This is a genomic window from Dehalococcoidia bacterium (genome assembly GCA_041653995.1).
GTDB lineage: Bacteria > Chloroflexota > Dehalococcoidia > GIF9 > UBA5629 > CAIMUM01.
Map to the genome: position 1 here is coordinate 486,436 of JBAZEK010000001.1, position 17,087 is coordinate 503,522.

General features: G+C 53.5%; 16 protein-coding genes and 2 tRNA genes. 7 read left to right on the plus strand and 11 right to left on the minus strand.

From position 1 onward, the window contains the following. Nucleotides 1-2 precede the first annotated feature (2 nt). Entirely contained in the window at nucleotides 3-779 is a 777-nt protein-coding gene (locus WC359_02345) for an SDR family oxidoreductase (protein MFA5399271.1), read from the plus strand. Continuing rightward, nucleotides 776-1,747 carry an NAD-dependent epimerase/dehydratase family protein gene (locus WC359_02350; protein ID MFA5399272.1) on the plus strand — a complete coding sequence of 324 codons (972 nt, stop codon included), beginning with the start codon at nucleotides 776-778 and terminating at the stop codon, nucleotides 1,745-1,747. Before WC359_02345 ends, WC359_02350 begins: the two co-directional genes overlap by 4 nt. Here WC359_02350 and WC359_02355 read toward each other — a convergent pair. The 3 genes from WC359_02355 to WC359_02365 all read right to left on the minus strand — a co-directional run bounded on the left by WC359_02355 (nucleotide 1,728) and on the right by WC359_02365 (nucleotide 5,515). Continuing rightward, on the minus strand, nucleotides 1,728-2,177 hold the full coding sequence (locus WC359_02355; GenBank protein ID MFA5399273.1) for a hypothetical protein: 450 nt from the start codon (nucleotides 2,175-2,177) through the stop codon (nucleotides 1,728-1,730). The two genes, WC359_02350 and WC359_02355, sit on opposite strands and share 20 nt — an antisense overlap. A gap of 61 nt (nucleotides 2,178-2,238) precedes the next feature. After that, complete coding sequence (gene ppdK / locus WC359_02360; protein MFA5399274.1) at nucleotides 2,239-4,506, minus strand: pyruvate, phosphate dikinase; 2,268 nt, start codon at nucleotides 4,504-4,506, stop codon at nucleotides 2,239-2,241. A 79-nt stretch (nucleotides 4,507-4,585) separates the two neighbouring features. After that, on the minus strand, nucleotides 4,586-5,515 hold the full coding sequence (locus WC359_02365; protein MFA5399275.1) for a hypothetical protein: 930 nt from the start codon (nucleotides 5,513-5,515) through the stop codon (nucleotides 4,586-4,588). A gap of 307 nt (nucleotides 5,516-5,822) precedes the next feature. On the opposite strand from WC359_02365, the gene WC359_02370 reads away from it, so the two are divergent. After that, nucleotides 5,823-7,649 carry a bifunctional metallophosphatase/5'-nucleotidase gene (locus WC359_02370; protein MFA5399276.1) on the plus strand — a complete coding sequence of 609 codons (1,827 nt, stop codon included), beginning with the start codon at nucleotides 5,823-5,825 and terminating at the stop codon, nucleotides 7,647-7,649. A gap of 94 nt (nucleotides 7,650-7,743) precedes the next feature. Here the strand turns inward: WC359_02370 and WC359_02375 are convergent, their stop codons facing one another. From WC359_02375 to WC359_02400, 6 genes are all read right to left on the minus strand, one after another. Next, entirely contained in the window at nucleotides 7,744-8,265 is a 522-nt protein-coding gene (locus WC359_02375; GenBank protein MFA5399277.1) for a gamma carbonic anhydrase family protein, read from the minus strand. 53 nt (nucleotides 8,266-8,318) lie between these two features. Beyond that, complete coding sequence (locus tag WC359_02380; protein MFA5399278.1) at nucleotides 8,319-8,867, minus strand: cob(I)yrinic acid a,c-diamide adenosyltransferase; 549 nt, start codon at nucleotides 8,865-8,867, stop codon at nucleotides 8,319-8,321. Between the two features lie 59 nt (nucleotides 8,868-8,926). Continuing rightward, a tRNA-Lys gene (locus WC359_02385) sits at nucleotides 8,927-9,002 on the minus strand. A 486-nt stretch (nucleotides 9,003-9,488) separates the two neighbouring features. Next, nucleotides 9,489-9,563, minus strand: a tRNA-Gly gene (locus WC359_02390). 65 nt (nucleotides 9,564-9,628) lie between these two features. Next, nucleotides 9,629-10,462 (minus strand): DegV family protein, encoded by an 834-nt coding sequence (locus tag WC359_02395; protein MFA5399279.1) that lies wholly within the window; start codon nucleotides 10,460-10,462, stop codon nucleotides 9,629-9,631. 16 nt (nucleotides 10,463-10,478) lie between these two features. After that, nucleotides 10,479-11,018, minus strand: coding sequence for a hypothetical protein (locus WC359_02400; GenBank protein ID MFA5399280.1), 540 nt, complete (start codon nucleotides 11,016-11,018; stop codon nucleotides 10,479-10,481). Nucleotides 11,019-11,243: 225 nt separating this feature from the next. On the opposite strand from WC359_02400, the gene WC359_02405 reads away from it, so the two are divergent. The 4 genes from WC359_02405 to WC359_02420 all read left to right on the plus strand — a co-directional run bounded on the left by WC359_02405 (nucleotide 11,244) and on the right by WC359_02420 (nucleotide 14,918). Beyond that, nucleotides 11,244-11,816 carry a TetR/AcrR family transcriptional regulator gene (locus tag WC359_02405; protein ID MFA5399281.1) on the plus strand — a complete coding sequence of 191 codons (573 nt, stop codon included), beginning with the start codon at nucleotides 11,244-11,246 and terminating at the stop codon, nucleotides 11,814-11,816. Nucleotides 11,817-11,900: 84 nt separating this feature from the next. After that, the gene (locus WC359_02410; GenBank protein ID MFA5399282.1) at nucleotides 11,901-13,337 is read left to right on the plus strand and encodes a CoA-binding protein; all 1,437 of its coding nucleotides are present in this window, start codon (nucleotides 11,901-11,903) and stop codon (nucleotides 13,335-13,337) included. Nucleotides 13,338-13,367: 30 nt separating this feature from the next. Further along, nucleotides 13,368-14,714 (plus strand): hypothetical protein, encoded by a 1,347-nt coding sequence (locus WC359_02415; protein ID MFA5399283.1) that lies wholly within the window; start codon nucleotides 13,368-13,370, stop codon nucleotides 14,712-14,714. Nucleotides 14,715-14,732: 18 nt separating this feature from the next. Beyond that, the gene (locus WC359_02420; GenBank protein ID MFA5399284.1) at nucleotides 14,733-14,918 is read left to right on the plus strand and encodes a hypothetical protein; all 186 of its coding nucleotides are present in this window, start codon (nucleotides 14,733-14,735) and stop codon (nucleotides 14,916-14,918) included. Between the two features lie 8 nt (nucleotides 14,919-14,926). Here the strand turns inward: WC359_02420 and WC359_02425 are convergent, their stop codons facing one another. Both WC359_02425 and WC359_02430 read right to left on the minus strand, forming a co-directional pair. After that, entirely contained in the window at nucleotides 14,927-15,802 is an 876-nt protein-coding gene (locus WC359_02425; GenBank protein ID MFA5399285.1) for an EFR1 family ferrodoxin, read from the minus strand. Between the two features lie 6 nt (nucleotides 15,803-15,808). Beyond that, the gene (locus WC359_02430) at nucleotides 15,809-17,050 is read right to left on the minus strand and encodes a thiolase family protein (protein ID MFA5399286.1); all 1,242 of its coding nucleotides are present in this window, start codon (nucleotides 17,048-17,050) and stop codon (nucleotides 15,809-15,811) included. Between the last annotated feature and the right edge of the window lie 37 nt (nucleotides 17,051-17,087).

Below are 17,087 nucleotides of genomic sequence, written 5' to 3' on the forward strand. Positions count from 1 at the left end.
CGATGAGTAAAACGAAAAAAAAGGTCGCGGTTGTGACAGGCGCTGCCAACGGGATAGGCGAAGCTGTAGCGCGGCTGTTCTCCCATAAAGGCTACACTGTCATTATGCTGGATATATCCGATCGAGGTAAACAGGTCAGTGATGAGATCAAAGCCGGTGGCGGTGATTGCATTTTCTGGAAATGCGACGTGGCCAGCGAGAAAGACGTTGCCGCCTCCGTGAAAAAGATAGTCAAGATGTACGGCCGCATAGATGTGCTCAACAACAATGCCGGCATCGTGCTGGTGCGTCCCCTGGACCAGATCCGCTGGGAGGAATACCAGCGTGTCGTGGACGTCAACCTGGGGGGCATCTTCCTCTTCTGCAAACACGTGATACCGGTCATGAAGAAGCAAAAGAGCGGCTCTATCGTGAATATGGGCTCGGTCTCAGGCCATGTAGGGCAGATCGACCACTCGCTTTACGGCGCCACCAAAGGGGCTATAATTGCGCTCACCAGGGCGCTGGCCTGGGAGCTGGCCCCCTGGAATATAAGGGTCAACTCCGTAAGCCCCGGCTCTGTGGACACGCCCATGCTGAGGAGCGATATCAAGATAGAATCGGCCAAAACAGGTAAGCCCTACAAAGAGGTCAAGAAGCTGAGGGAGGGCGAGCAGGCTTTTAAACGCTGGGCAGATCCTTCAGAGATCGCCGAAGCCATATATTTCCTGGCCGGCGACGCAGCATCGTTTATAACCGGATCGGACCTGCTTGTCGACTGCGGCTGGGTGGCGAAATGAAGCAACGGTTCCTGGTCACGGGAGCTAGCGGATGCATTGGCGCATGGACGGTGCGTAACCTGGTAAGGGAGGGAGTCTACACCTGCGCCCTGGTCAGGTCCGGTTCACTGCATCGTCTGAAGCTGATAATGAGCGAAAAAGAGCTGTCCGCTGTCGAATTCGTGGGTGGCGATATCACCGATCTGGAGGCTATTGAGATCATACTGAAGGGGTATAAAATCACACACATCATCCACCTGGCAGCCATGCAGTTCCCCTTTTGCAAGGCTGATCCGTCGCTGGGCGCCGCAGTGAACGTTGGCGGAACCGTTAATGTTTTCGAGGCGGCCGTCCATTGCGGTATCCGTAACCTGGTTTATGCCAGCAGCACGGCTGTATATGGCCCGGCCGACGAATATCCCGATGGGCCGCTGCTTCACGATGCCCCGCTCCGCCCGCGGTCGCACTATGGAGTCTACAAGCAAGCCAACGAAGGGACGGCGCGCGTTTACTGGATGGACAATGGCATTTCCAGTATCGGAATCCGCCCCTATGTAGTCTACGGACCCGGCAGAGACCAGGGGATGACGTCGACTCCCACCAAAGCCATGCTGGCGGCGGCGGCGGGCAAACCGTACCGTATTTCATACGGCGGGCGCTTCGGGTTTCAGTATGCCGATGACACGGCCAGGGCATATATAGATGCGGCACGTGTCGGTTTCAAAGGCTCCGAAGTGTTCAACCTTGGTGGGGAAACGGTCGGGATGCAGGCTGTAACAGCTGCCATAGAGGCGGCCGAGCCTTCGTCAAAGGGCAGTATTACGTACGATGACATACCGTTGCCCTTTCCTGCCGAGATCGACAATGCACCCCTTGTGAAGGTGCTGGGCGCCCTGCACGTCACTCCGCTGGGCGAAGGTGTGGCTGAGTCTATCAGGATATTCAAGCAGGCCTTTGCACAGGGAAAAATTAGTCCCGAACAGGGATAACTTTGAAAGACACCGTGCCCGGCACGGAGCGATTTGACATAAAGCGCATCGCTTGCGATTGGCTATAGTTGTTGGCATCCTCAATCGTATCCCATTCATAATAACCGGCAGAATCGTCGTTGGCTGGATTATACAGCCAGAGTTTGGAACGAAAACCTGGAAGCCCGAGTATCAGGCACATCGGCAATAAAGAAAATATCATGTTTTGTCGGAGCGACATATTGGCTACGTGAAATCTCGGGATAAAGACTGCCCCGGGTCTTTCCGGCTGGCCTTTGCGACGATCGACGATAGCCTCGCGGAAAATGATCCACTTCTCGGTACCTATTTCAAATTCCTTGCCCACTCTATTACGGGGGAAATGCAAACGCCCGGTTAATGCATTTCCAACTGTCTTCAGCAACGAAAGGGCAAAATTGTATTTATGCATATGTTTTTTTACCGAATGAAGTAAAGTGTTCCACCAAGCGAACCACAAGGTGCGAAGCTGATTACAGGGCAGCTTCCGCCGAGTCTTTCTGCGAAATGGCAGCCTGTGCGGCGACCAGCTTGGCGATAGGCACCCTGAACGGGCTGCAGCTCACGTAATCCACGTTAATGGCGTGGAAGAATTTGATAGAAGTCGGCTCGCCCGCCTGCTCTCCGCAGACCCCGATGGGAATGTCCTTTTTCTCGCGGCGCGCCCAGAAAATGGCGGTCTCCATCAGGCGTCCCACGCCCTTGATATCGATGATCTCAAAAGGATTATCTTCCAGTATGCCGATTTCCAGATAGGTGGAGAGAAACTTCTTCTCTGCATCCTCACGGCTGAACGAGTATACTGCCTGTGTGAGGTCGTTGGTGCCGAAGGAGAGGAAGTCCGCCACCTGGGCCAGCGTCCCCGCCCTCATGCAGGCGCGGACGGTCTCCATCATTGTGCCCACCTTTAGTGTGGAGCCCTCGGTGCAGCTTTCCTTGATCATAATCAGCTCTTGCGAAGTGATAACCTGCGGGATCATTATCGATACGTCGGCCGGTACCTCCTTCTTGGCCGCCTCCACGGCCTGGACCTGCATTCTGTATATCTCGGGATTGGTCACCGCCACGCGCACGCCCCTGTGTCCCAGCATGGGGTTAATCTCCTTGAGCTCCGCTATGCGTTGTTTGGTCCTGGTGTCCGTGGTCTCCGTTTCGGAAGGCAGGAACTCGTGGAGCGGCAGATCGAGCAGCCTGATGATAATTGGTAGGCCTTTAAGTTCCTTGAAGAGGGCGAGGAAGTCCTCTTTCTGTAGTTTGCTCAGGTGTTGCAGGGCTTTGGATTTTTGGGCGGGTGTGTCGGCCAGGATGTATTCCCTGATGGCGGAGAGCCGCTCGGGACCGTTGAACTGCCTCTCCGTGCGGCAGAGCCCGATGCCTTCAGCGCCCAGTTTGATGGCCTGCGCCACCATGTCCGGGGTATCTGCATTGGCCCTGACTCCCAGCCGCTTGGCGCCGTCCAGCCAGGTAAGGAGCTCACTGAACTCCTTGATCATTACACCTTCCTCAAGGGGAACCGTGCCGATATAAACTGCACCCGCTGTGCCGTCAATAGTTATGGTATCTCCCTGGCGAACGATCTTCCCTTTACAGGTAAAGGTCTTCTTTTTGGGATCTATTTCGATATCTTCCGCGCCGCAGACGCAGGGCTTGCCCATCGCCCTGGTAACGATGGCGGCATGGGAAGTCAGCCCGCCTCTGGAGGTTAGCACGCCATCGGCTGCGGCTATGCCCTGTATATCATCAGGGCTGGTTTCCGGTCTCGCCAGGATGGAAGGGATACTCTTCTTTGACAGCAGCAAAGCATCATCCACTGTAAACACCACGCGCCCGATTACGGCGCCGGGAGCCGCCGCCAGGCCGCTGGTCAGGGGCTCATGCCGCTGATCCGGCTTAATATGCTTGTGCAGCAATGCCCGCAGATCGTCTGCCTTGATACGTAAAATGGCTTCTTCTACGGTTATCAGATCCTCGTGCACCATGTCCACGGCCACTTTCACCGCCGCCTGACCGCTTCTTTTTCCTGAGCGCGTTTGCAGGATATAGAGCTTCTCCGATTCGATGGTGAACTCGACATCCTGCATATCGCGGAAATGAGATTCCAGCAGGGCGACCTTCTGCTCCAGCTCCTTATACATTTTAGGCAGGATGGATTTGAGTTCGGACACGGGTACGGGGGTTGTGGAGCCGGACACAATGGCCTCGCCCTGCGCGCGCTGGATGTACTCGCCGAATAGCCCGTGCTCCCCCGTGCTGGGATTGCGGCTGAAGACTACGCCCGTTCCGGATTTGGCATCCTTGTTGCCGAAGACCATGGCCTGCACGATGGCTGCAGTGCCGATGTCGGAGGGGATATCATTCAGGCGGCGGTATTCGATGGCGCGGATGTTGTCCCAGGATTCGAAAATGCGCCGGATAGCCGCCCTCATCTCGGACATGCCGCTGATATTGAGGACTGTATCCATCATACCGGGCATGGAGACCGGGGCTGAAGAACGGACGGAGACCTGCAGACCCTTGCCGAGCTTGGCGCCGACCTCTTTCTCCAGCGCAGTCACGGACTGGGCTATCTCTTTCTCCGACAGGCGGCCCGTTTTCTTGTACTCGTTGTAGCCCTGGACGGAAACCACGAAACCGGGCGGTACGGGAAGCCCGATCCTGGTCATGGTTACCAGGTTGGCGCCCTTATTACCTAAAAGGGTTTTATCCTCGCATTTATCGTGAAAAGAATAGATGTATCCCATGGTTATCCACCTCCGCTAACGATAATTATATATCATAATGGAGGGGGTGCTTTATTGAAGTGAAAGTTGCGAAAGTAGATTATCTTCCGGATATGACCAGGTCTTTGTCCGGCGTTCGCTGCTCGTCTTCGCCGTAGAGCATCTGATAGACATCCGCCAGGTCTTTTCGCTGTTTATCGATCTCTTCCCGCTTCAAGCCGAATTCTTCCGGGGCCAGGTAAACAAGCAATTTGCTGTCGAGCCTGGGATTGGTGGGGTCGTGCGCTTCCCAGTCGGCGTTATGTATCCGTTCTACAATTTTTTTCCTGGATAGCACGAGAGGCACAAGCTCCAGTTCCTCCATCGTAACCCTCCCGTCGCTGGTATTCAGTTTCGTAGGCACCGGGAATATGTGGTTCACGAAATTGCCGTTCACATCGGGTATCATGCCGTAACCGAATTTGTTGTAAAGCCGGGCCAGGCCGGGAACTGCGTATGCAAACGCGTAATCGATAGGTTTTACGCCGCCTACCTGGGTCTTGGTAAGCTCTGTGGCGTTTTTCCAGATAAGCAGGCTGATCGGATCATATGTAGTATCCACGTTCTTCCTGTTGGCAAGCCTGAAAAATCTGCCGAACTCCGCAATCTTATCCACTGGAATACCCGATTTTTCTATGTAATGGGTGATATTGAAGCCGGTTTTGCTCTGGAGTTTCACGTCGGGGTATTTGTTTTCCATGGGCAATCCGATCACATCCTGATAGGGGACTATTCGAATACCGCAGAAGATCTCACCCTTTTCGTTCACTGCGATCAGATGAAGAGATATCGGGTCGAAGACATCGTAGACCATCTTTCTCTTAACATCCAAATATATACCGCTGTCGGCAATATAGCGGTCCTCCTTGGCATACAGTTTAAACCTCGCCCGGTATATCGCATCCGCCGCGCTGCCGCCGCCGTCGGTCACATAGAATTTGACGGGCCCAACCTCGTCCACCTTCATAAAAATGCTGTTTTCCTGCTTCATATTAACTGTCCGCTTTGATAGTTCACGTACAATTTAACGTTTAAACGATAATCGCTCCAATACTACTTCCGAATACGATAATATCGGTTGGACAGTCAGGTGTCAATGAATTATGTTCCTGCGCATGCGAACGGTTGATTAAAACTGTACCGTCGGGTAGCCGGTGAAAAACGGGGTAAAAAGACGTTGTAAAAGTGTTTTGAACCGCCTATAATCACACGGGATGTAGGCGGGAATTGTACCCGTGGCCGGTTGCTTCGGTCACGCGATGCTTGGGATATTAATATATTTGTAAGGAGAGAGGCTGATGAACAGAATGATGAAATCCATTTACAAAACGACAGGCATTGCTCTTGCGTTAATATTGTCAGCGGCGCTGGTTCTAACCGCCTGCGCGCCGGCCGCGCCTGTTACACCGGCCGCTGAGCCCCTCAAGGAAATAGTCAGCGAACCGCTTTCGATCACCATTCTGCACGTCGGCGATACGCACTCTTACGTGATGCCGCACGATGTGATGCTCAGGTTAAACGGCAGGGATACGCTGGTTTCGCTGGGTGGTTTCGGCCTGCTGGCTTCGGCCGTGGATAACATACGCCAGGGGGAAAAGAACGTTATGCTGTTTCATTCCGGCGATGCAACCGAGGGTACCATCTGGATGCCCAAATTCGAGGGCCTGGCGGACTTCTCAGCCATAAACGCGTTGAACTTCGATGCAGTAGTGCTGGGTAACCACGAGTTTGCCCTGGGCACGCAATTGTCGAAAACAATGCTGGGTACCCTCAAACTGCCCGTTCTCGCCGCCAATATGGACCTGACACAGGAGCCGGCGATGGCAGCGGGAGTTAAACCGTATGTCATCCTGGAAAAGGGCGGCCAGAAAATCGGCGTCATCGGATTGATCACGCCTGACACACCAGGCATCGCGAGGCCGGGCAATACGGTCAAATTCCTTGCGCCCGAGGACATAACCCGCAAATATGTATCCGAGCTCAACGCTATGGGAATCAACAAAATCGTCATACTCTCCCATCTCGGCTATGAACCTGACCTCAAGCTTGCCGCCGCTGTTCCCGGCATAGACATCATAGTGGGCGGGCATTCGCACACTTTCATGGGCGGGCCGGAGTTTGTCGAGTTGGGACTCAATCCGGTAACATCTTATCCTACGGTAGTTGCCGGGCCCGACGGGGACAAAGTCCTCATCGTCCATGCCTGGGAATCCAACCAGCTGCTGGGACAGGTCAAGCTGGATTTCGACGACCATGGCAGGATCAGTGCATATAGAGGTCGGCCGTTCATCTATGCTTCAGATAGTCTCAAGCTGGCGGATGCCAACGGCTGGAATCCTGTGGCCAAGGACTCGCCCCAGTATGCGGATATTGTGACGGCCGTAGACAAGAATCCGGGCATTAAAATCTATGCGAGCAATCCGGAGATGGATAAAGTGCTGAAACCGTATGCCGACCAGGTGGCGGCTGATCTGAACGTGGTTGTGGGAACTGCTGAAGAGGACCTGATCAGGGGTCATGATATCGGGCCGGGACCCATCATCGCCGATGCATTTTTATGGAGCGCTCAGAAGGTTGATCCGACTGTTAATCTTGCCCTGTTCGACACGTATGATGTCGATTACGATATCTTCAAAGGCCCTATACTGGCCAGCGATATCAACATGGTGCTTGATTTACGGCATAACCTGTCGGCAATAACGCTTAAAGGTAGCCTGCTAAAGATGATGCTGGAGATGGGCCTTGACTCACATATTAAAGTGAAGATGCCTCCGCCCTGTTTCGAGCTCTCAGGTTTTAAAATGACTATTGACATGAACCGCAAAAGCGGTGAGCGTATCACGAATATCCAGGTGAAAAACGAGGCAGGAGAATACGTCCCCATGAACATGGACGCCGATTATACGCTGGTTACCACCGATTTTCTGCTTGAGAAAGGTATAGCCCCGCTGGTCAACAAGATCAGCTGGATGGGTGCGATGGGGGAGACCCTGATAAAAAGCTTCCTGAAATACAGGGACCTCAATATTAAAGACGTTGATGCCCTGACAGATTACATCAAATATCAGAAGACTATTAAGAATCCCACTGAGCTGAGGACGATGCTGATACCGGCTGGTTCCTGAATAAAAGTGTGAGATTATATACAGGAGTTATATTTATAGAAAGATTCCACAGATTATAATCGCCGCTGTCTTGAATGGCGGCGGTTAAATCGATCTACCGTTTATTCTCACGTTCCAGCAAGTATTCTTTGGCCAGGTCTATATAGATTTGCTTGCCCATGGCCCAGTGTTCCCTGTCCTGGTCAGTTATCTTTCTCAATTCCCTGGCCGGATTGCCCCCTACTAGAACATTCGCCGGTACTATCTGCTTAGCTTTTATCAGTGTAGCTTCAGCGATAATGGAGTTTTCGCCGATTTCAGAGTTAATACTCAGAATTGCCCCCATTCCGATTGAAGCGTAGTCGCCGATGGATTTGCAGTGTATGATTGCTCCATGCCCGATGGTGACCTTTTGCCCGATCGTACAGGTACTGAACGGAAAGGCGTGTATTATCACACCATCCTCAACAGCGGTGCCCGAGTGTATTATTATGCTGCCGTAATCTCCCCGTATTATGGCGCCAGGACCGATGAAGCAGTTATCACCTATCTTGACATCGCCAATTACGGTAGCCTCATCGCTGATGTAGGTGTCCTTGCCGGGTAAGGGTTTTTTATCTCTAAAGGAGTATATCAAGTGTTTGCCCCCAATCAGGATTTAAAACGAGCTATTATAGCACTTCATCGAGATCAGCACTCGATACCGTCGCGGGCGCCGACGCCTTGCTGGTAATAATGCTTGATCTCCAGCATTTCTGTCACGAGATCAGCAGCATCTATGAGTTCTTGAGGCGCGTACCTGCCGGTCAATACTACCTCAATATTGTCCGGTTTGTCTCTGATAACATTCAGCATTTCATCGAGCGAAACAAGATGAAAATGGTGTGCTGTGATTATCTCGTCGAGAACCACTATATCGTAGCCACCCTTCGTCATAGCCAGCCATGCTTTTGCCAGCCCTTCCCGGGCCATGCGGACATCCTCTGCATCCGGAGGATCCTTGACGTGCATAAATCCTTTTTTGCCGTATTGCTCAATGGTGATGTACGGTTTCACCAGTCTGGCTGCCTCAAGTTCACCATCCTGCTGGCCTTTCATGAACTGGCCGATATATGTTTTTAAACCATGTCCCATGGCCCTGAAAGCCAGCCCTAAGGCAGCAGTGGTTTTGCCTTTGCAGTTTCCGGTATAAACCTGGACATATCCTTTACCCAGGGGATGCATTCCATCAGACAACATAGCTGATATTATCCGAAAATCTATTCAAAGGCGGTGGTTATCTGCAGGTGATTAAGAAGTGGTAGGCCGTATAGGAATCGAACCTATGACCCACTGATTAAAAGTCAGTTGCTCTACCAACTGAGCTAACGGCCCATGAAACGTTAAAAAGTTTAACATATTCCTTGACGGATACCAAAGTGCTATCCACGCTGCAGCCGCTGTCCGGAGTAGCATCGCAGGGCCATCATTTATTCCTACGGCTGTTATATCTCTCTCTGCACCTGCCGCATCTATGCAACAATTCTTTAAGTGATCTTGAATCATCGATGGGATGGGATGCGCCTCTATATCCTGAGAGAGGGCTGTTATGATGGAAACCCCTCGATGTCATCTCCTCTGCCAGCTTATTATGCCGCTTAACAAGAGAAGAGGGGTCGAAGAGATTTTTATTAATGTAACCGGTAAGCGTCTTACGCTTATCGAGGCAACCGGCAAACATGTGGCATTCGACGTGTTCTCCCAGGAGGTGCCTGTCGCACATGTATTGTGGGTTAACCATCCACATTCTCATAGCAATTTAGCAGTCCGTAAAAAGTGGATAAATAAAGGATACACCGATCAGAGCAGGTCAGGAAAAAATGGAGCGGGTGAAGGGATTCGAACCCTCGACGTCTTGCTTGGGAAGCAAGCACTCTACCGCTGAGTTACACCCGCATGAGCAGGTTTTATCTTAGTTTTATTGCCGCAGAACTGTCAAGTTGTTCAAATCCTGCGTGGTGCTAAGCTTTGCGTGCTGCCACCAGTAAAATACCCGGTCCACCATGAACTCCCAGCGAGGCTCCAAGCTGGTTCACGATGATTTTATCGGCCGGCAGCGCGCTGCTTAGATCCGCTTTCAGTTGTTCTGCTACTGCCCAGGATGCGCTGTGTACGATAGCAACTTCGGAAAGGGGAAGGTTCTCCCTGACAAAGTTCGCGAGCCTCTCCACTCCTTTGCGGTACAGCCTGACCGCGCCTACCAGGTGCACCTCTCCATTGCGGAAGGTCAATAAAGGTTTAATATTCAATATACTGGCTATTTTGCCGACCGATTTGTTGATGCGTCCTCCGGCGATGGTGTACTTAAGCGTATCGAAGATACCCAGCATCTTAATATCCGATATAGCTTTTCGTGCCTCATCCACAACATCTTTCAGGGTACCTCCTGCTGCAGCAATACGCGCTGCAGCTATTGCCGCCAGCCCCAATCCCATGGAATTGAGTTGCGAATCGATTACAGTCACCGGTATATGGTCCGCCACCGATTTAGCGGCCTGTAGCGACGCGTTAAAAGTACCGCTTAACTTGGCTGATACATGTATGGATAATATGCCGTCACAGCGCTTTGACAGCTTCATATATGTATTCTCAAAGTCAGGTTGAGTGGGCTGCGAAGTAGTAGGCAGGACATCAGTTGAGACCAGCCGCTGGAAGAACTCATCAGGCATCATGTCAATTCCATCGCGGTAGGTCTGTCCTTGCCAAAGGATATAAATAGGTATCACCTCGATTCCAAGATCCTGTGCCAGCGCCACCGGTATATCGGATGTGCTGTCCGTTACAACTCCTACCAACCCAATCACCTCCAGTTTATTTTTGAGGGAACCAGGCAGCCCATATGAACGCATCCATTATGCCGGTCTGAACAAAGAATGCAGCTGCCCCGGCCACAGCCATCCAATAGGACCAGGCCGGTTCACGAATATTGCTGCTGAGCAGGGCTGCCAGAAGGGCAAGCGAAGCTAATCCAACTACAAACAGAACAATGCGCACACCCCACCAGGTTAAAGGGTTCGGCTTGTCCAGCCAGAGGAAAGTGAGAGGCATCCAGATCGCCGAAGGCAACAGTATACCGATGAATATGATGTTGATCAGCTCAAAACCATAGCTGTTGGCAAAGAGCAGTTTCTTAGCATCCAGGTGAAACAGGATGAAATAAGCAAAGAGCAGATAGCCGATGGCGGCCAGCGGCATGGTGACAAGATTGATCTTTTGAACCAGTTTGGGTACACCGCCCCACAGCTCAAGCCCTTTACCTGGATGCTGTATCAGTCCGACGGCATAGCTGCCCAGCACTGCGATTCCACCCAGGACGTTAATGACCAGGAAGATGATCTTTGATACATCCATTGACCCACCTCACACGCAGTTAAAATTAGTAAACTCTATGACCTAAGGTTATTGTATTCGAAATCAGGTCACCTGCAAAATGGTGGCAGGCAGTCGGAACTCCCGCTTTTCAGGGTCAGCCGGAATGAGGCGGGTATCTTTCGGCGTCCCGTTAAGATTCAAAGTCCATTGACACGGGCCAAAAATCTTGATAGTCTGAATGACTGACAATCAGTCATAACCGAGATGGCCAGAAAAGCAGTGCCGGGCAGGCAGGGTGAAATACTCGCTGCCGCGCGTGAATTATTCCGCCAGCAGGGTTATGCTCGCACGAGCATGTCCCAGATAGCGGCGCGGTCGGGGGTCGCGCACGGCACGGTTTATCTTTATTACAATTCCAAGCTGGCTGTGGCAGACGCTCTGGTGGAGGATTATATCACCGGTATATCGGATATTTTACAGAAGTCGCTGTCAGGCTCACTGGGACCCCAGCAGATCAGGACGGTTGTGCATCAGGTGCTCGCGCATGCTTCACGGAATGCAGATGTGGTGCGTTTGCTGGACATCCGGGCCAACCTCGGCATGGAGAATACCAGACCTTATGCTGATAAGAAAGTGCAGAGAATACTGCGCTCCGCCATTGCGACCGGCATCAAGAGAGGCCGGATCAGGGAATACGATACACTGGCGGCTGCGGAACTAGTCGGCGGACTGATCGAGTGGATAACCCGCATCTGCTTCATGTGGTTGAAATGCCCTACGGCCCGTTTTGAGGAAACGGCAATCCAGATGCTGGAGCACGCACTGATTAAACGCTGACCTCCATTTCCCGTGAATCCCGAGCTTGAATGCGCCCTCTCTTTAGATATACAATCAGCCCAATATATTGAGCGGGAGCGAACAATGACGCCCTCATCACTGGACTTCCTTTTCAGGCCGCGGGCCATCGCGCTGGCCGGCGTATCGGCGGATGCCTCTAAACCCGGGCCGGCGCAGTGGTATCTGATGAGCCTGATAAAGTTCGGATACCCCGGAAAGATCTACCCGCTCCACCCCGCGGGCGGTGAGATAGACGGGCTGAAGGTTTACAAAAATTTAGCAGGGATACCGGGCGAGGTCGACTATTTAGTGTCCGCCGTCTCCGCCCGTCATACTCCCCAGCTGATACGCGACTGCGCCGCCAAGGGAGTTAAAGCGGCACACCTTTTCACATCGGGTTACAGCGAGATCGAGGACTCTGCCGGCAGACGTTTGGAGGAGGAGGTTCTGCAGATAGCCAGTGAGGGCGGTGTAAGGCTGATCGGCCCCAACTGCATGGGCATATATTGTCCCTCAGCCGGGCTGACTTTTGCCGGTGAGTATGCCGACCAGGCCGGATTTCCTACGCGCTCGGGAACGCTCGGCCTAATCTCACAGAGTGGTGGCAACTGCATCTATTGCATACGAGAGGCCTCGGAACGGGGACTGTTTTTCAGTAAGGCCATAAGCTACGGCAACGCCGCCGATTTAAACGAGTGCGACTTTCTCGAATATCTGGCGGAAGATCCGGAGACCGCAATAATCGCCATGTACATTGAAGGCATCAAGGACGGACAGCGTTTCAAACAGGCGCTGAGACGGGCAGTCAAGTCCAAGCCTGTTATCATCTACAAGGCTGGCAATACCGAGACAGGCGCCAGGGCCTGCGCCTCGCATACCAGCGCTATCGCCGGATCGTCCGCCGTCTGGCAGGCACTTTTCAACCAGCTTGGCGTAATTCAGGTTGCCGGGATGTCGGAATTAGTTGACATAAGTGTCACACTGGCGTTCATGAAGACTCCAGCCGGTAGAAACGCGGTCGTGGCCGGCTCGGGTGGGGGAGTGGGGGTCCAGGCCGCCGACGATATCACCGCAGCCGGACTGCACCTGCCGTTTCTGCATGTCGATTTAAGGCGAACGTTGCACGGCATCTACGGCACTGAGGCCGGCAGCATGTTCAGGAACCCGCTGGATATACCGCCCCTGGGATGCGTCGACCACCACGTCAGGGCCATTCAAGCCGTGGCGGATTCGAAGGATGTCGACATCATCATAATGCAGTTCCCGCTCGACTTGTGGGCCCTATCGCGCAGGTCGGTGCTGATGGGACGTTTTATCGAGGTGGTGACCGCGCTCAAGGAATCTATTTCCAAGCCTTTGGCCGTGGTGTTGCATAACTCGATCACCGTGCAGGCGCGGAGACTGGAAGAGGATGTACGGGCACGCTTCGCGGCGCTGGAAATGCCTGTATATCCTTCGATCTCAAGTGCCGCCCATGCCATCGACCGCTATATTAGATACAATAGAAGACACTGCCGATAACCGAATTTTGTATATCGGGGGTATGGTTACATGAAGAGGTGGATTCGCGGAATCCTGATCGCTGCCGCATCATTGCTGGCTATATGGATGATACTGGAAATCGGGCTGCGGATCTATGTTGAGATGCCTTTAAAGACCGGTTTCTACGGCTCTATCAAACGTGAGGACGCATCGTACCTGCAGCAGCAGGCCGGCATCAAGGTAAACCAGGGAACTGGTTGGATACACATGGGCTGGATCGCCGATCCCGAGAGTGAGACTTACCGTATAGAAAAGGGCGAAGGAGATAAATGGGAAGTGCTGGGTACCGTCCGGTTCGGATCATACCTGTCGCGCAGCGGCAGCGGTATATATCGTGTCTGGGCCGTGCCGTCCGCAGAAGGGATACCGCGGCTGCTGGGTGAAGTATATGCAGAGGAACAGGACGCAGCAGAGTCCGCCGTCTACAAGCCGTCTATCTCGGGATCCTGGCAGGTACTCTTCAAGCCGCAGGTCCACGGCTATTACATAAATGACCACGCAGTGTACAGCGATATAAACGGCGGATGGAGGCTGGCGGGCATCACACATAAAAGCGACGGGAATTACAACGAGGAGAAGTACTTCGCGACGGGGCGCAGCCACGATTTTCCTCCCGCAGGCGGAATGACGGAGGATGGTCCGGTGGCCGATTTCGGCGAGCTGGCATGGGCGCCCCACGTAATAGCGGAAAACGCGACCTACTACATGTTCTGGTCTCCACATAAGCTTTATCGTATGGTTTCCACGGACGGCATCAATTGGGGGCAGCGGGGAACCGTGCTGGATGCGCCCTATCACAAGTTTTTCCGTGACGCCATGGTGCTTAAAGTAGCCGATGGCCAGTGGCTGCTGTATACGACCGCCAGGGACCGGTTTTTCTCACAGGTGGATGTTTATCAGTCTTTCGACCTGCGACACTGGCAGTATATCGATACCGCTTTGCGATCCGCCTGCGGCAGCGAGCGTAACTCTCCCTTCGCCTCCACTGAATCCCCCTTCGTGATGCAGTACCGCGGCCGCTATTACCTCTCACTCACCTATAACAATGATACTTTTTTCTGGAACGGCCTGCTGCTGCCTCTCAAGATATGGCCGGACAGGCCGTCCTACAATGATACGCTGATTTTCCAGTCGGATAACCCCTACGATTTCGGCGTCTATGCCGGAACGGGCAACTCTCCTTCAATGGTTGCCAGGCTGGAGACACACGGACCCGAGTATATCTATCTGCCTGATAAGGACCGCTGGTATATCACCACCGCCGGCTGGCCATGGGTCTCCTCACTGACCGCCGGCGAGGCAGCCATAGCGCCTCTCGAATGGATACCGGTGGAATCGTCAAATCCTGTTGAATAACGCATATCGGAGGTAAAGATGCCGAAACTGAGCAGTCCTGCGGACGTACTGGCCTACGCGAAGGCCAATAACTGGCTGGCTTTGAGCTCTTCAGAGGGCAATGTTTTGACTATATTTCTGACTCCTGCAGGGAATATGGTCGAGATTTACTTTGAAAAAAATAAAATGACACTCAAGGCGCTGACCATCTTCGTTGGCAAATAGCTTATTAGCTATAGGGCGAGCTTTTCTTTAAGCTGATCGATGGGCTTGGGATAGTGGCCGCGGCCACGGTACCTCTTCGTATAAATAGCCCTGTTGGGGCAGTGGTTGAAACAGCTCCAGCATCCGTAGCATTTCCCCATATCGAAGACGGGCTTGGGATCAAGTATTATAGCCTTATACGGGCACAGCTTCTCACAGGTATGGCATTCCTTGCACAGCTCGGCGTCCACATATTTGATGCCCATGTCGTCCCTGGACCTTGTGCGGGAGAAAGTAGGCAGGACGCTGTACAGCCAGCCTACCGGTATTTTGCCTTGGCTCACTTCCTGCTTGAGGCTGATCCGTTTGCAGACTGCCCCCAAATCGTCGACAAATGTTTTAAATGCTTTCAGCTCCCTTTCGTTGGGCGCCTGCTCGTTGCCGTGGCCCCCCGCCACCATGGGCGGGTAGCTTTCAGGAGTATGCAGTGAATGCCCCGCCACTACCTTGAAGCCCCTTGCGCCCACCCAGTCCGCCAGCACCTTAAGCGTCTTGCCGTTGATGAAGCCGTATGTGTTGAACACGAAGGCAGGCATGTCCTGCTGCACCGGAAACTTCTCCAGGTACGTCTTTACCAGCTGGGGCGGCGCCAGGAAATCGGTGAAGACTGCGAATCCCAATATCGCGCAGTCCCGCAGGTCCGGTATGCGGCCTCCCACCATGTTGAACAGCTCGAAGTCAATGCTGTCTATGTTCGCGGCTATATAGCGGCAGGCCAGCCTGGTATTGCCCGATCCGGAATAGTATAAGATCAGGCCTCTCGGTTTCTTGTCCGTCATGGTGCTGTCAGTCATCTCTCCTGCCTTGTTTTTAGCCTCAATTATAGCTTTTTGTTTCGGACGCAATGCGACTCAGCCTGTCTTCTCCAGTATATGCACGCACATGGCAGCCTCCTCGACACCGATATTGCCGCCGCCGTTTTCGGCCAGCCCGATGCGCGCATTTTCAACCTGCCGCAGTCCCGCATGTCCGCGCAGCTGCAGCACCAGTTCATGTATCTGGGCCAGTCCCGACGCTCCTATGGGGTGGCCGCGGCATTCCAGCCCGCCACTGGTGTTGATGGGCTTGCTGCCGCCCAATACGGTCGCCCCGGATTCTGCAAAGGGACCGCCCTCACCCATGGGACAGAAGCCCATGGCCTCCGCCTGGTGCAGCTCTCCCCAGGCTGTGGCGTCGTGAAGCTCCGCCAGGCTGATATCGGCCGGACCCACGCCCGCTATATCGTAAGCTTGATCGGAGAGCCGCTCGCCGATGTCCTCCCCGTCCATGGACCTGTCGCTTCCCTGGCCGAGCACTGAGGCGAGTATCCTGACCGGACGCGCATCCGCCAGCTTCTTGAGGTATCTCTCAGAGCATACTACAGCAGCGGCTGCGCCGTCTCCCACCGGCGAGCACATGGCCCTGGTCAAAGGATAGGCCACGACCTTGTCGGCCAGCACTTCATCCACCGTCATCTTCTGCTGATACTGCGCCAGCGGGTTGAGGGAGCCGTGCAGATGGTTCTTGGAACAGATGACGGCGAGCTGGCGTTGCGTCGAGCCGAACTTGTTCATATGCCACCTGGCGCCCATGGCGTAGGCGTCCATGAAGATGCTCCTGCCCTCGCCGGGGGCGGATTGATCTTCGGGCATCTCTACCTTTATCACATCGTTCAGGCCGGTGATCATGTTGATATGTTTCTCGAAGTTCTCCACGTCCATGCAAGATGCGTAAGCGGAGAGCGACAGGGCCTTATCGGGATTGCTGATCTTTTCTGACCCCAGCGCCAGCGCCACGTCGTACATTCCGGCATAGATGCCGGTAGCGGCCAGGTGCAGTGCCGTTGACCCTCCCGCACATGCGTTTTCCACGTTCGTCACCGGTATCTTATCGATGCCCATGCCGCGCATGACGACCTGGCCGCGTATGGAATGCTGGTTGGCGAACATCCCCCAGAAGGAATTGGAGAAGAAAACAGCCTGCAGGTCTTCCTTGACCAGGGCCGCGTCCTGAAGAGTCAGGAGAGTGGCCTGCTCTGCCATGGTGCGCACGCTCTGGTCGGGATATTTGCCGAAACGTATCATGCCGACGCCGATAATATAAACACCTTTCATGGCTGTAGACCTCCCCGGGATTTACGTTGACAGCGCC

Excerpts from the sequence above, each read along its gene's own strand:
- WC359_02355 (MFA5399273.1), bottom strand. The coding sequence starts at position 2,177 with ATGCATAAATACAATTTTGCCCTTTCGTTGCTGAAGACAGTTGGAAAT.
- WC359_02365 (MFA5399275.1), bottom strand. The coding sequence starts at position 5,515 with ATGAAGCAGGAAAACAGCATTTTTATGAAGGTGGACGAGGTTGGGCCC.
- WC359_02350 (MFA5399272.1), top strand. The coding sequence starts at position 776 with ATGAAGCAACGGTTCCTGGTCACGGGAGCTAGCGGATGCATTGGCGCA.
- WC359_02400 (MFA5399280.1), bottom strand. The coding sequence starts at position 11,018 with ATGGATGTATCAAAGATCATCTTCCTGGTCATTAACGTCCTGGGTGGA.
- WC359_02415 (MFA5399283.1), top strand. The coding sequence starts at position 13,368 with ATGAAGAGGTGGATTCGCGGAATCCTGATCGCTGCCGCATCATTGCTG.
- ppdK (MFA5399274.1), bottom strand. The coding sequence starts at position 4,506 with ATGGGATACATCTATTCTTTTCACGATAAATGCGAGGATAAAACCCTT.
- WC359_02370 (MFA5399276.1), top strand. The coding sequence starts at position 5,823 with ATGAACAGAATGATGAAATCCATTTACAAAACGACAGGCATTGCTCTT.
- WC359_02420 (MFA5399284.1), top strand. The coding sequence starts at position 14,733 with ATGCCGAAACTGAGCAGTCCTGCGGACGTACTGGCCTACGCGAAGGCC.
- WC359_02405 (MFA5399281.1), top strand. The coding sequence starts at position 11,244 with ATGGCCAGAAAAGCAGTGCCGGGCAGGCAGGGTGAAATACTCGCTGCC.
- WC359_02380 (MFA5399278.1), bottom strand. The coding sequence starts at position 8,867 with ATGTTGTCTGATGGAATGCATCCCCTGGGTAAAGGATATGTCCAGGTT.
- WC359_02410 (MFA5399282.1), top strand. The coding sequence starts at position 11,901 with ATGACGCCCTCATCACTGGACTTCCTTTTCAGGCCGCGGGCCATCGCG.
- WC359_02430 (MFA5399286.1), bottom strand. The coding sequence starts at position 17,050 with ATGAAAGGTGTTTATATTATCGGCGTCGGCATGATACGTTTCGGCAAA.
- WC359_02345 (MFA5399271.1), top strand. The coding sequence starts at position 3 with ATGAGTAAAACGAAAAAAAAGGTCGCGGTTGTGACAGGCGCTGCCAAC.